This is a genomic window from Pseudomonas sp. 31 R 17 (genome assembly GCF_900004915.1).
Lineage (GTDB): Bacteria > Pseudomonadota > Gammaproteobacteria > Pseudomonadales > Pseudomonadaceae > Aquipseudomonas > Aquipseudomonas orientalis_A.
The window spans coordinates 46,927-60,824 of the sequence record NZ_CVTN01000026.1; the positions used below are offsets into that span (position 1 = coordinate 46,927).

Below are 13,898 nucleotides of genomic sequence, written 5' to 3' on the forward strand. Positions count from 1 at the left end.
CAGAAAACACGCGTTATCGTTGACGTTTTTCGCGAGCAAGCTCGCTCCTACAGAAGGCGGTGTACGCTTAACTGACCGGCATTAAAGCTTGCCCCCACTCCACGATGCGAAGCGAGCCGCTCTTGATCTTGATCTTAGGCGCCCCGTTAAACCACGCTGGCCGAACGCAGGCTTGAATCCGTGCGTAACCCGGCAGGACGCCGGGTTAGCCGCACTGGGCCATGGATGGCCCATTGCGGCGGCCCACGGATTCAAGCCGGAGAGAGGGAACACCGAGCCCAGGCGAGGTGCCGAGTGGTGGGGCAAGAGCGTTTTGCTTACTTTTGCGCTTTTCAAAAGTGAGCCGCCGTTGGGCGGAACCCTAAGTGGCCGTTACCACAAAAACGGATATGTACTCGGTCCAATCCAACATCCCGGCCAGCCCCGAGGCCGCCATCGGGGGCAAGCCCCCTCCCACATTTGGATCGCGGACTGGCAAATGATGCCGGTCGGCTCTAAGGCCGCCGCGCTTTTGCTTTTGATCTTAGGCGCCCCGTTAAACCACGCTGGCCGAACGCAGGCTTGAATCCGTGGGTAACCCGGCAGGACGCCGGGTTAGCCCCGATGCCACCATCGGGGGCAAGCCCCCTCCCACAGTTGGCTCTTCATACCCCTAGACCAACCGCGCACGCCGAGCCTTGAGCCCCGCCACCAGCGACGGCGCCAGCGCCACCATCGCCGAGCCCATCACCACCACCAGCGCGCCAAAATACCCCAACGCGTTGATCGCTTCGGCCTGCACAAACTCCGGCCACAACCACGCCGCCAGTGCCACCGCCACAAAGGTCACCAATGGCGTCAGGGCCAGGGTCGCACTGACCCGCGACGCCTCCCAATGCGCCAGCGCCTCGGCAAAAGCGCCGTAGGCCACCAGAGTATTCATGCAACACGCCAGCAGCAGCCAGCCTTGCAGCGGGCTCAGTTGCAGCGCCTCCAACGGGTGCGCCCAGGGCGTCAGCAATACGGCACATGAGAGATAGATCACCATCATCACCTGCAGCGAATTCCACACCGTCAGCAACTGCTTCTGCCCCAAGGCGTAAAACATCCAGATGGTGGTCGCCAGCAGCACCGTCAGCACCCCGGCGGTGTAAGTACCCATCGATGTCAGCAATTCCACCAGGCGCTGGTTGAAAAACAGCCCGAAGCCGATGATCAACACCACCAACCCCACGCCCTGCCCAAGGCTGAAACGCTCCTTGAACACAAACACGCTGGCGATCATCAGGAAAATCGGCCCCATCTGCACCACCAGTTGCGCGGTACCGGGGCTGAGCATCTTCAAACCCACCAGATACAACACGTAGTTGCCCACCAGCCCGCACACGGCCATCGCCACCAGCCAGCCACCCCTGGGGCCAAGTACCCGGCGGCTGGGCAAGCGCCGCGTGAACGCCAGGTAGATGAACAGGCAACTGCCCGCGACGATCAGGCGAAACCAGGTCACCGTGATCGGGTCCATCACCTGCAGTACCTGTTTGAGCTTGATCGGCAGAATGCCCCAGAGCAGCGCGGTCAACAGGGTCAGGAGAAAACCGTAGACCCAGCGGCCCGAAGAGATGTGCATGAGTGCCCCAGATGCCAGAGGAAGTGGAACCGGCATTCTAGGGGCATGCGGTGCGCTTTGGGTATCACGCTGTGTTCAGGGCACCCCCATCACCAGTACCCCGCTGCCGCTGATGGCGCCGGCGGACGGCAGCGAGCCGGCTCGACGTACCAGGGAAAACGTCACGTCATCGGCGCCCGAGCTGTTGGTGATGCGGGTCAGGAACGAACCGTTGACCGGTACGGCAGCCCCGTTACGCACCAGGGCCGTGCCCACATCGGCATTGGTCATCAGCAGCAGGCGCGAATCGAACCCGGTACGGGTGCCTTTGTACGTGATGGTGATGGGTGTATTGATACCGCCTTGCGGGCAGGAATACGTGAGCCTGCGGTTGCTGACGATGGATGTTGTCAGCGGGTCAGTCCCGATGGCTCGCTGGTTGACGGTGCCGAAGTCGATATTGATCGGATTGTTGTTATTGATCGTGCAGGTGGACGGAGAGATGGAAAAATTGTTGGCCGCCGTGTAGGTCAGCGCCAGCGTTGAACTCCCCGAACTGTAATTGTTTGTCTGCTCCAGATTCAATCTGCCGAGGACGTCCCCTATTCGAACATCAATAGCGTTCGACGGATCGTTGCGTAGCAAAATATAAGGCGTTACATCGACAGGCACACCGATGAGGTTATTTGGCATGGTCGAGATTCGGATAGCGTTCGGAACTGGAGAATTTTGATAGCTTCCGTTTATTCGCAAACCGGTACCTTCGCGGGTGAATTTCGGACCCGGCACCCAAGCCGGGCCGACTCTTGCCGACGTTGCCCAGTAGTCTGTCCACCAAGGTTGGCTACCGCCAAAGCCGGAGAATCGGCACTCCAATCTCACGCCCTCGAGCATGATGCGGGTTCTGTCCGAACTCAGTTGGACTGTAACGGGGACTTGCAGGTTTAGCGTTCCTCCATCCCCTACAAATATCCAACCGCCGCCATTCACCCGACAATCCGTTGCTCTCGCGGTTGTAGTCACAGCCAGTAAAACAAGAAACACCATAGCGCCAAACAGTCGTTTCATCTTGATTTCTCGTTGCTCTGCTCTACCCAGCCAAAGCCTATGGATAGTCCAGCGTAAAAGTTGAGGTCACCGTGTAGGCACCGTGCCCGATGGTTTGATCCTTGATGGCGGTCGGCTCGCCCTGCACGTACGCCTTGAGTTCGATGGCATTGCTGCCGTCGCTCAACACCTGTTTGTCGCTGACGGTATTCAAGGGCAAGGGTTTGTCGCTCAGGGTTTCCATGCCGACGCCAATGCCCGAGGCGCCGCTGCCACCGTCCAGCGCGAGCAAGCCGCGAAGCTCTCTGTTCTCCGTACCGCCGAAGGTGATGGTCACCGAGTTGCCGATCGTGGTATCGCAGTCTTCCAGGTGCAGCTTGAAACGCTTTCCCACCGAGCGCGTGTTGATATAGAGGTACTTGCTGGTGAGGTCCCAGAGTTCCAGCGTGATGGCCTCGTCGCCGGGGCGCAGGGTGCAGGCCTCTTCAACCAGATTGCCTTTGAAACGCAGATTGTCCGCCGCCTGCCCCACGGGGGTCAGGCCGACGGCGAGCAGAACGGCCAGGCCTGCCTGTTGAACCCTTTGATATCGCATCGATTCAGCTCCTACTGGTATTCGGCCAACAACGTGGCCACCGCCGTGAACCTGGCGGGAGGCAACGTTGCTCCGGGCTGTTGCACCGGCACGACCTCAAGGGTCGGCGGTGACGACAAGGTGATGTCCATGGGCGTATTGAGTGCAAATGGCAGGCTGTTCTGAAAAACCCGGATGCCCAGCGCCGGCACGCTGGTCTGCACCGCTGAAACGTCGAACGCCGTGGGCGTGCCGTTGACGCTCAGCTTCAATGTCCACGGCAGGGTGTCGGCGCCGCAATTGATGACGTAGCCGACCCCTCTGCGATACCTCACCCCATCGACGCGTTTTACCCCGACATCGCCAAAGTCGATCTCGATGGTGTTGCCCGCATCGATCGTGCAGGGAGGCGGTTCGTTCAGCGTTCCGCTGAACGTCAAGTTGGCCGACGCGCCACTGCACAGGCCGATGGCACACAGGGCGAGTAGCGCTCGCGGCTGCCAAGCTGTCATGGGTCGTTCCTCTCTTTATCGGTAACCGTCATTGGTAATCGACCACCAGGGTCGCAGTCGCGTCGAAGACCCCGCCGGTCAGCTGGCTGCCCGCACGTTTGACCGGCACCGCCTGCACCACGGGAAAATTGGGGTAGGTAAAATTCACCGCGGTATTGAGCGGCCAGTCAGCGCCATTCACGAACAGCCGCACGCCCAGGTCCGCCTTGCGGGTGGCGAGCGCGCGGTTGTCAAACGCCGCCGCCGTGCCCTTGAGCTCCAGGCTCAACGCATTGTTGAAAGGCGAATTGCAGGTGACGGTATACGGCACCCCTCGCCGGTAATTGACCCCATCGACCCGTGACGTCAGCAGGTCATTGCCGAACGGTACGTCGAGCGTGCTGCCACCGTTGATGACGCACGGCGGGGGCGCGATGATCACCGCGCGAATGGTCAAATTGGTGTCGGCCTGCAGGCCCTGGCTGACCGCCAGCAACACGCCGGTGGCGATCAAGCCGATTGATTTAGCCATCGTTGCACCCTTACTCATAAGTGAGCCTGAAATCCACCACCGCCCTGAATGCCCCGCTGGTCAACGGCGCAGCGGTGCGCGTGGGCCGTACATGCCAGGTCTGGGTATTGCGGCCCACGGGCAAAAACAGCGGCTGGCCCCTCGAGCCCAACTGCACGTCGCGGCCGAGGGCATCGGTCAACTGCAGGCCCATGCCGGTAATGCCCTGCACTCTGACCAGGCGTGAATCGTCGGCATCGGCCGGCGCCTCGAACGTGACCGACAGCACCGGCTGGTAAGCGCTCCAGGTCAGGTTGCCCGTACGCTCATTGCGTATACGACCGGCGGTGCGCAGGCAGTCGGTGAAGCGCAGTTGAAACGCCTTGGGCGTCGCCTGGTCACCGGGCCGTTGCAACTGGCTGGTCGACACGGCCTCCAGATCGACGGTCTGGTGCAGCGAGGTCATTTCCAGGCTGCACGGCGACTCATGCATGGACCCGAGCACATTGAGCATGCCGCTCATGCCTTCGACATCCTCCTCGTCCGCGGCCTGTGCGCCCATGGCCAAGGCCCATAACAGGCCGCCCAGCACTTTCACTTTTTGCGACGTCATGACGTTCTCCCGCACCATTACTCATTCGCCGGCGCGGCCTGCCGGTTCACTGTGCAAGTGTCCCCCGTGCAGGTGAAGGCCAGGAGCGGGCGACCGCCGTAGTCGTTCACATAGGCCAGATAGGGGCTGGTGCCCAACGCCTTGGCGGTGGTGCCCAAGGCCAGGGTGCCTTTGGGAGGAACCATCAGTGGCACGAAACCCGGTACGGTTTTGCCGTCCTTGCTGTCACGCGCATCCACCAGCGTCACGTAATACGGCGTAGGGTTATTCACCCGGTATTGATCGCCTTCACGGGTCAGGGTCAGTTTTTCCTGCCACGGGTTGGACAAGTCCTGTTGGCTCGGCTCGATGGCTTGCGGGCGGTAGAACAACTTGATGCGGGTCTGCAGTGCGATCTGCAGGGTGTTGGACTTATCGCTGCGCGGTGGAATTTCCCTCAAGTTGAAGTAGTAGACCGTCTCGCGATCCTGCGGCAGCGCCTTGGCCGCCGGCAACGCCTGGACCTTCACCTGGCTTTGTTTACCCGGCTCCAGGCGTTGAACCGGTGGCAGCACAATCAACGGCGAGGTGATTTTCTTGCCGGTTTCATCCTCGATCCAGCCCTGGGCCAGATAGGGCAACTGGGTATTGTTGTTGGTGATATTCACGCTGGTGGCGTCTTTGCCACCGTCGAAAATCACACGGGTACGGTCCAGGCCCACGGCAGCGTTGGCGTTCTGGCTCAAGGCCAGGGCCAACAGCGCGAAGGCTGGGAAGAGGCGACGTGTAGTGGGCATCATGAGGCGGTGTTCTCCGTATCGATAGGCGTGCCGGACAGCCCGGCGGGCTCGGGCAGGGATGGATCGGCGGCTACCGGCTGGCAGCGCAGTTGCAGGGCATCGGTCAAACCGTCGTCAGGCAAGGTGGCCGGCAGCGTGAGCAGGCACCGCGCGTCTCCGCCCCAACTGACGGTCATCTGCTCGCCGGCCTGAATGCCGCTCAAGTAGACTTCGCCGCCGTCATTCACGATGCCGGTGTCCTGTTGCTTGAGGTTCTGCACCGTCGCGCCGAAAGGCGGCGAACTGCCATCCGCCAGGCGCAGCACCGCCATGGCCTTTTCACCGGCAATCACATCCAGCGAGCGATAACCGATCGCGCCTTCGGTGAGGGTCAATTGCGTGACGGATTGAGTGGCTTCGACATTGCTCGGCAAACGCTCCAGATCGACACTGGCGGCAGTGCGCTGATAGCTGCTGATGTCCGAGATCACGGCTTTGCCGAAGGCATTGCTGCGAGTCGGCGCGCCATAACCGCGCACCGGCACATCGGGCACACCGGCGGTGTCGACCATCAGGCGGGTGCCGCCTGTACTGGTGGTTCGATGGAGCGCCGCACCCTGGGCCGTGAGCGTGGCACCGCCGCGTGCGGAGACGCCGAGGCTGCTGGAACCGCCTTGCTGCCTGGTGGCGCTCACATCGAGGTCGACGTTGTCGCCCATATGGCTCAGGTATCCGCTGGCGGAGGTGTTGCTGGCACTGAGCTGGTAGCTGTTGCGCTCATCGAGACGATCGCTGTAGCGCGAGGTAAAGCCGTTTTTGCCGGCGGCTCGATTGGCGTCCAGCGACAGCGTGCCGGTACGCCCCAGCGGCAGGCTGACCGTCAGCGCCATGCCATTGTCCTTGTAGTTATATTCCTGGGTGCGGTACATGTTCAGGGACAGGCTCATGTTCTTGACCGTGCCCACATTGAAGTAGCGCGACAGCGACACGTTCCAGCGATGCGTGTCCGGCCGGTCCCAGTAGGTTTGCTTGTTGTAGCTGGCGTAGACGGTGGCGCCCAGGTCACGAAACTGCTTGTTGACCGTCACCGTGTACAGCGCCTTGCTGCCGCCGATAGGCTTCCAACCCTCGTTGGGGTCGCGATAATCCCCTCGCCCGCCGAGTTCGCCGTTCAACCCGTAATGGCGGGCATCCAGGTACTCACTCATGCTCAGGAAGTTCTTCTCGGAAAAGCGGTAGCCGGCGAAGGTCACCTGGCTGTCGTACTCTTCGAAGTTCTTCGAATATTGAAGACGGTAGGATTTGCCCGAGAGCGTCTCGTTCCATACGTTGGCACGCGACTGCGTGACATCCAGCGAGACGGCGCCGAACGCCAGCAAGTCCCGCCCGGCGCCCACGGATAACGCCCGATAGTTGTTATCGGTGATACCGCCACCGAACAACGACCAGCCATTGCTCACGCCCCAGGAAAACTCTCCGGTACCGAAGACGGCACCATCGGAGCCCGTCTGAAGGTTGGACGGTCGCCCGCTCGCCAGCTTGTAACGGACCTGGCCCGGGCGCGTCAGGTAAGGCACACCGGCGGTATTGAGTTGGAAGGTATGCACCGAACCGTCCTGTTCTTCCACCCGCACATCCAGCTTGCCGGTCACCGCATCATTGAGGTCCTGAATGCGAAAGGGGCCCGCCGCAACCAGGGTTTCGTAGAGCACACGGCCCTGCTGGCTGACGATGACTTTGGCGTTGGTCCTGGCCACACCGACCACTTCCGGCGCGTAACCGCGCAGGTTGGGGGGCAGTTGGCTTTGATCCGAGTTGAGCGCGGCGCCGGTAAAGCGGAAGCTGTCGAACAGGTCCGAATACAGATAGTTCTCGCCCACCACCAGGCGCGCCTGCAACGCCGGAATGGCGCGATACGCGTAGTAGCGGCTCCATTCCAGCTTTTGCGGGCCGGCGGCCTCCTGCCGGCCCTTCTCCACGCGCCCCTGCCAATCCGCCCTGAGCCGCCAGGCACCGGCATTGGCGCCCACGGTGCCATTGCCGCTGAGGTTTTGCCGCCGGCCATCGTTGCGCTGGTAATTGGACTGCGCCGTCAGGCTGTAGTCCACCAGCAGCCCCGGTACTCCTTCATCCCATCGGGAAGGCGGGTCCCAATTGATAGCGTTGTATTCAAGGTAGGCCTGGGGCACGTTGATGCTCAGGGTAGAGGTGGCCAAATCACCCCTGACCTCCATGCCGGGCAAGCTGGTTATATCCAGGCACTCGCCGTCCTTCCACCACAGCCGTTGGCCGGCTGCGGACACTTTCAGCCCCAGTTGTTCGACCAGACTGCTCGACAAACAGGCCTGGCTGCCCTTGGGGTCGTTATCGGGGGGATAGAACGCCACCGATTGCTCAGCAATAGGCTGGGCATTGAGGTGCACGGCCATCGAGTAAGTGCCCGGCAGAATGAATCCACTGCGCGCAAATTGAGACAAGTCAATATTGGCGCGATCGTTCAGGTCGAGAACGTCGGTATTGAACTCGATATCCCCAGCGCCCATCGCCGTGCCTGCCAGTGACATCAACCCGCCGAACAGCCCGGGACGCAGCGTTTTTTTGATCTTCGACGTATTCAACATGCAAGCCTGTCCATCACTGTTCAAAAGTATTCCAACTTGAACCGCACTGCGGCACTGTGAGCCCCGACCACCAATGGCAAGCCGTTGCCGACCAGGAAAAACCGGTAGTTGAGTGTCATGTCACCTTCGGCCAGCGGAACCGGCGCCATGCGTTGCCCCGGCAGGCTCTCCTGGCCTGCGGCGTCGATGATGTGCAAGGCCACCCCCTGGGAGTCGCCAAACACTGCGAAGGAGAGCCCTGCCCTGTCGGTAGGGCCTTCGAACGTCACGCGCATATGTTCCCAATCCGGCAGGCTTGCACCTGGGCGCGAAGGGTCCGGGCGGCTCAACGAGCAATTGACCAGACGCAGTTGAAACGGATGGTCTTCGCCCCGCGTGTTGCGCAACAGCCGACCCACCGGCTCGGGCGGCATCTCGATGGTTTGATCGATACTGGCAAGCTCCAGCCCGCAGGCGGAATCAACCACTTCCCCTCCCAGCAGCACGACCCCATCGCCTTGCGCAGTCGCCTGGGCGACAGCACAAGGGCTGATGAATGTCGTTAATGAAGAGGCGATAGCCAGACGTATGAATGTGTTCACCTGGATCTCCCGTCAGCGTCCCCCGCCACACTGGGTGGCGGGGGTGAAACTTACTGATAAGCCAAAGTGAAATTGGTGACCGCGCTGAAGTCGCCGGGAATGATGTCCCCAGTGGCGGCGCCTTGTACGTAGGCTCCAAACTCCAGCGTGTTGTCACCCACGCTGATGACTTGCGGGGCGGTAGGCACACCCAACTTAACGAGATCACCGCCATGGGTCATCATGATGCCCAGGTTGCCTGCACCGCCGACCGTACCGATCGCACCGGGCACTACCGTGGAGGGCGCGCCGGTGAAGGTCGTGGTGACGGTGTTGTCAGTGAGGCCGGCCAGGTCGCAACCTTCCAGTTCGATCAGCACGCGTCGAGCTTCCGATTTGCCACCCGCTTGCAACTGATGCTTTGCAATCGCACCCAGGCGAACGGTTTGGTCGACGGAGTCAGGCTTGATTGAGCAGGCACCCGAGTGGACCGACCCGATAAACGTCACCGTTCCATCCGCCGCGTGCGCCATCGACATCGAACCCGCCAGCAGACCGACAGACAACAGCACAGTTTTCATTTTGGTTTTCATCTACAGATTCCCACTTACAAGTGTCATTAAGGAGCCTTGCCACCGATCGGCGCAGGGCTGATTGAAAGAGCGGTTTGACCTATGCGTCGAGGGGAATTCCTGAAGTGCTTTTCCAACTTCTTGTATTGCATTTCAGGATCACGTTCAACGCCGGGCAAGTATCCACTTCACACTTGAAGTCGTAAGCCAGCTCTTTCCCTTAATGACGTAGCCCTTGTATATCAAGGCTTGCGGGAAAATTATGGCCATTTGCCAAAACTTTAAAAACAGCTGAAGGAATAGGACTACATCTCAGTTAGATGAGAATTATTTAACAACGGAGAGAGCTGTAAGAATAAGGCTACATGCACTTTAAAACAATAAACTTCACGGCGGTTTTGCAACTAACTATTTGACCGGCGAGCCAAGAGTTCCCTGAACGACAGATGCAAAAAAGGGGGAGCAAAGCTCCCCCTGTCAGCGTGTGTTGCAAGGTCGAGCAAGGCCTAGCGCACGGCCTCAAACAACCCGGTTGCGCCCATTCCACCGCCCACGCACATGGTGACGATGCCGTAACGCAGGTTGCGCCGCTGCAACTCGCGCACCAGGTGTCCCACCTGCCGCGAGCCGGTCATGCCGAACGGGTGGCCGATGGAGATCGAACCGCCGTTGACGTTGTATCTGGCGTTGTCGATGTGCAGGCGGTTACGCGCATACAGGCACTGCGAGGCAAACGCTTCGTTGAGCTCCCACAGGTCGATATCCGCTACCTGCAAGCCTTTGGCCTTGAGCAGCCTGGGTACCGAGAACACCGGACCGATGCCCATCTCGTCGGGCTCACAACCGGCCACGGTAAAACCGCGAAAGAACGCCTTGGGCTTGAGCCCCAGCGCCAGGGCTTTTTCCAGGCTCATCACCAGGGTCATCGAGGCGCCGTCGGACAACTGTGACGAATTACCCGCCGTCACCGAACCGTCTTCGGCAAACACCGGCTTCAAGCCACTGAGGCTGGCCAGGGTGGTGTCGGGGCGGTTGCAGTCGTCGCGGTCGACCACGCCATCGAGCACCTGCACTTCACCGGTATTCTTGTCTTCAACCTTGTACTTGACCGCCATCGGCACGATTTCATCGTTGAACACCCCATCCGCCTGCGCCTGCGCGGTGCGCTGCTGGCTTTGCAGGGCGTACAAGTCCTGATCCTCGCGGCTGACGTTATAGCGACGCGCAACGATTTCGGCGGTCTGGCCCATGGGGAAATAAATGCCGGGTACCTGCTCCTTGAGCAGCGGGTTGATCAGGTGGTCGGTGTTGACGCTTTTCATGGTCAGGCTGATGGACTCCACGCCGCCGGCGACAATGATGTCGCTGCAACCCGACGCGATCTGGTTGGCGGCAATGGCAATCGCCTGCAAGCCTGACGAGCAGAAACGGTTGAGGGTCATGCCTGCGGTACCGGTGCCCAATTGCGAGAGCACCGCCACGTTGCGCCCGATGTTGTAGCCCTGGGCACCCTCGTTGGAACCGGCACCAACAATGCAGTCCTCCACCGTGGCCGGGTCGATGCCGGTGCGGGCCAGCAGCGCGTTGACGCAATGGGCCGCCATGTCATCGGGCCGGGTCTGGTTGAACTTGCCGCGAAAGGACTTGGCCAGGCCGGTTCGCACACTGTCGACAATCACTACTTCACGCATGGGGCTACCTCGATCTTGTGGTTGTGGATCGAGAATAGAGCCGGGCCCGGCTGCCCGCGATGATCATTCACTGCATGGATGCAAAAGCATGGAGGCCGGGAAGACCGGTCTATCTGGCTTGTGGAGATCAAATGTGGGAGGGGGCTTGCCCCCGATAGCGGTGGGTCAGTTAAAAATCTATCTACTGACACTCCGCCATCGGGGGCAAGCCCCCTCCCACAGTTGGACCGGGTCAGGCCCAGGTTATTTCTTTTTCTTCTTGTCGTGCTTGTCGGTTTCGGCGAATGCAGTCTATCTGGTGTGCACAAATCAAATGTGGGAGGGGGGCTTGCCCCCGATGGCGGTGGGTCAGTTAAAAACCTATCTACTGACACTCCGCCATCGGGGGCAAGCCCCCTCCCACAGGTGGACCGAGTCAGGCTCAGGCTATTTCTTTTTCTTCTTGTCGTGCTTGTCGGTCTTCTCGAATGCGTCTTCCAGCGCCCGGTTGATGGTGCGCAATACCTTGACCCGCGCCCAGCGCTTGTCGTTGGCTTCCACCAGGGTCCAGGGCGCCACCTCGGTGCTGGTGCGATCCACCATGTCGCCCACCGCCGCACGGTAGTCGTCCCACTTGTCGCGGTTGCGCCAGTCGTCTTCGGTAATCTTGAAGCGCTTGAACGGGATCTCCTCGCGGGCCTTGAAGCGTTCCAGCTGAGTGTCCTTGTCGATGGCCAGCCAGAACTTGACCACGATCACACCGGCATCGCGCAGTTGCTCTTCGAAATCATTGATCTCGCCATAGGCGCGCATCCAGTCCGCCGGGGTGCAGAAGCCTTCGATGCGCTCGACCAGTACGCGGCCGTACCAGGAGCGATCGAACACCGTGAACATGCCCCGCGCCGGGATCTTCTGCCAGAACCGCCACAGGTACGGCTGGGCGCGCTCGTCTTCGCTGGGCGCGGCAATCGGCACGATGTGGTACTGGCGCGGGTCCAGCGCGGCCGCCACACGGCGGATCGCTCCGCCCTTGCCCGCCGCGTCGTTGCCTTCAAAGACGGTGACCAGCGCGTGCCTGCGCATGCGTTTGTCGCGCATCAGGCCGGAAAAGCGCGCCTGTTCGGTAATCAGCTGTTCTTCGTAATCGTCCTTGTCCAGGCGCAGGCTCATGTCGAGGCTGTTGAGCAGGCTCATCTGGTCCACCGACGACGGCAGCGGTGCCGGGTTCATGCCACTGGCCTTGACCCTGGCCTGCTTCAACGCGCTTTGCAGGCCTTCGAGCAGGATCTTGCCCACGGTCAGCCCACGGTAATGCGGGTCGACGCCCTCGATCACATGCCACGGTGCGTAGTCGCGGCTGGTGCGGCGCAGCACGCGTTCACCAAAATGCACGAACTTGTCGTAGGTCTTGGACTGCTGCCAGTCCAGCGGGCTGATGCGCCAGCTGTGCAGCGGGTCATCGGCCAGGGCCTTGAGCCGGGCTTTCATCTGTTTCTTGGACAGGTGAAACCAGAATTTGAAGATCAGCGCGCCTTCGTCGCACAGCATCTTTTCCAGGCGCTCGGCACCGGCGATGGCCTGGTCCAGCCGCGCGTCCTTGATCTGCCCATGCACCCGGCCCTGCAGCATCTGGCTGTACCAGTTGCCGAAGAAAATGCCCATGCGGCCTTTGGCGGGCAACTGCCGCCAGTAGCGCCAGGCCGGCGGGCGCGCCAGTTCTTCGTCGGTCTGTTGGTCGAAGGTGCGCACTTCGATCAGGCGCGGGTCCATCCACTCGTTGAGCAGCTTGACGGTTTCGCCCTTGCCCGCGCCTTCGATGCCGTTGATCAGAATGATCACCGGAAAACGCTTCTGCTGTTGCAGCTCGTACTGCACCTCGAGCAAGGCCTCACGCAGGGCCGGCACTTCGGCGTCATAGGTGTCTTTGTCGATGGCGTGACCGATTTCGGCGGATTCGAACATGGGCAGCTCCGTTTCAAGATGGCTCAAGACTAGCGGATTGGGCAACGACACGCGGGAGGAAATTCAACCGCCGCTTGCCGTGGATCAATTCAACACCGGTTGATCGGCTAGAATGGCCGCCTTGTCGTTACCTGCCGTTATCTATACGAGCCCCCCATGACCCCGATCACCCACGCCCAGCTCGACTGGGACGACCAAGGCCGCCCGCACTCGCGGGTGTTCGATGACGTGTACTTCTCCGACCAGTCGGGCCTGGAAGAAACCCGTTATGTATTCCTTGAACAGAACCGCCTGCAGGCGCGTTTTGCGGCCTTGCCGGCCGACGGGCGCCTGGTGATCGGCGAAACCGGATTCGGTACGGGCTTGAATTTCCTGTGTGCCTGGCAGTTATTCGACCAACAGGCGGTGGCCGGGGCACGCCTGCATTTCGTCAGCGTGGAAAAATACCCGCTCAGCCATGCCGACCTGCAACGCGCCCTCGCCCTCTGGCCCGAGCTGCAACCTTACGCCGAACAGTTGCTGGCCCAATACATCGCTATCCATCAGGGCTTTCAGCGCCTGGTGCTGGACGCCGGTCGCGTCACCCTGACCCTGTTGATCGGCGACGCCCTGGAGCAACTGCCGCAGCTGGACGCGCAAATAGATGCGTGGTTTCTCGACGGCTTTGCCCCGGCGAAAAACCCGGACATGTGGACCGCCGAGCTGTTCGCCGAACTCGCGCGCCTGGCCGCACCGGGCTCGACCATCAGCACCTTCACCAGCACCGGTTGGGTACGCCGGCTGATCAATGCCGCCGGGTTCAAGATGAAACGCACGCCCGGCATTGGCCACAAGTGGGAGATCCTGCGCGGGGAGTTCCTGGGGTGGCCCGAAGACCGTCCGGCGCCCGCCCGCGCCAAGCCCTGGTTCGCACGGCCGGCGCCGGTCCCCGGTG

General features: G+C 61.1%; 13 protein-coding genes. 1 reads left to right on the forward strand and 12 read right to left on the reverse strand.

All coding sequences use genetic code 11. The features are described from left to right. Nucleotides 1–652: 652 nt before the first annotated feature. The 12 genes from BFP89_RS00765 to pap all read right to left on the reverse strand — a co-directional run bounded on the left by BFP89_RS00765 (nt 653) and on the right by pap (nt 12,964). Nucleotides 653–1,606 carry a DMT family transporter gene (locus BFP89_RS00765; protein WP_065883282.1) on the reverse strand — a complete coding sequence of 318 codons (954 nt, stop codon included), beginning with the start codon at nt 1,604–1,606 and terminating at the stop codon, nt 653–655. A gap of 75 nt (nt 1,607–1,681) precedes the next feature. After that, on the reverse strand, nt 1,682–2,653 hold the full coding sequence (locus tag BFP89_RS00770; protein ID WP_065883284.1) for a fimbrial protein: 972 nt from the start codon (nt 2,651–2,653) through the stop codon (nt 1,682–1,684). Between the two features lie 37 nt (nt 2,654–2,690). Next, complete coding sequence (locus BFP89_RS00775; RefSeq protein ID WP_065883286.1) at nt 2,691–3,227, reverse strand: fimbrial protein; 537 nt, start codon at nt 3,225–3,227, stop codon at nt 2,691–2,693. An 11-nt stretch (nt 3,228–3,238) separates the two neighbouring features. Further along, entirely contained in the window at nt 3,239–3,718 is a 480-nt protein-coding gene (locus BFP89_RS00780; protein ID WP_065883288.1) for a fimbrial protein, read from the reverse strand. A 28-nt stretch (nt 3,719–3,746) separates the two neighbouring features. Continuing rightward, a complete protein-coding gene (locus BFP89_RS00785) occupies nt 3,747–4,229 on the reverse strand; it encodes a fimbrial protein (RefSeq protein ID WP_065883289.1) in 483 nt (160 codons plus the stop codon). Between the two features lie 10 nt (nt 4,230–4,239). Then, the gene (locus BFP89_RS00790) at nt 4,240–4,821 is read right to left on the reverse strand and encodes a fimbrial protein (protein WP_065883302.1); all 582 of its coding nucleotides are present in this window, start codon (nt 4,819–4,821) and stop codon (nt 4,240–4,242) included. A gap of 17 nt (nt 4,822–4,838) precedes the next feature. Further along, complete coding sequence (locus BFP89_RS00795) at nt 4,839–5,600, reverse strand: fimbria/pilus periplasmic chaperone (protein ID WP_065883291.1); 762 nt, start codon at nt 5,598–5,600, stop codon at nt 4,839–4,841. Beyond that, nucleotides 5,597–8,200, reverse strand: coding sequence for an outer membrane usher protein (locus BFP89_RS00800; RefSeq protein ID WP_176718382.1), 2,604 nt, complete (start codon nt 8,198–8,200; stop codon nt 5,597–5,599). Before BFP89_RS00800 ends, BFP89_RS00795 begins: the two co-directional genes overlap by 4 nt. 20 nt (nt 8,201–8,220) lie before the next feature. Beyond that, complete coding sequence (locus BFP89_RS00805) at nt 8,221–8,781, reverse strand: fimbrial protein (RefSeq protein ID WP_065883293.1); 561 nt, start codon at nt 8,779–8,781, stop codon at nt 8,221–8,223. 50 nt (nt 8,782–8,831) lie between these two features. Next, nucleotides 8,832–9,353: a fimbrial protein gene (locus BFP89_RS00810; RefSeq protein ID WP_065883295.1), complete on the reverse strand. Its 522-nt coding sequence runs from the start codon at nt 9,351–9,353 to the stop codon at nt 8,832–8,834. Nucleotides 9,354–9,838: 485 nt separating this feature from the next. Then, nucleotides 9,839–11,023 (reverse strand): thiolase family protein, encoded by a 1,185-nt coding sequence (locus BFP89_RS00815; protein WP_065883296.1) that lies wholly within the window; start codon nt 11,021–11,023, stop codon nt 9,839–9,841. 426 nt (nt 11,024–11,449) lie between these two features. Next, nucleotides 11,450–12,964 carry a polyphosphate:AMP phosphotransferase gene (gene pap / locus BFP89_RS00820; RefSeq protein ID WP_065883298.1) on the reverse strand — a complete coding sequence of 505 codons (1,515 nt, stop codon included), beginning with the start codon at nt 12,962–12,964 and terminating at the stop codon, nt 11,450–11,452. Between the two features lie 156 nt (nt 12,965–13,120). On the opposite strand from pap, the gene mnmD reads away from it, so the two are divergent. Next, on the forward strand, nt 13,121–13,898 hold a 778-nt coding region (mnmD, locus tag BFP89_RS00825), incomplete at its 3' end, for a tRNA (5-methylaminomethyl-2-thiouridine)(34)-methyltransferase MnmD (protein WP_141689018.1).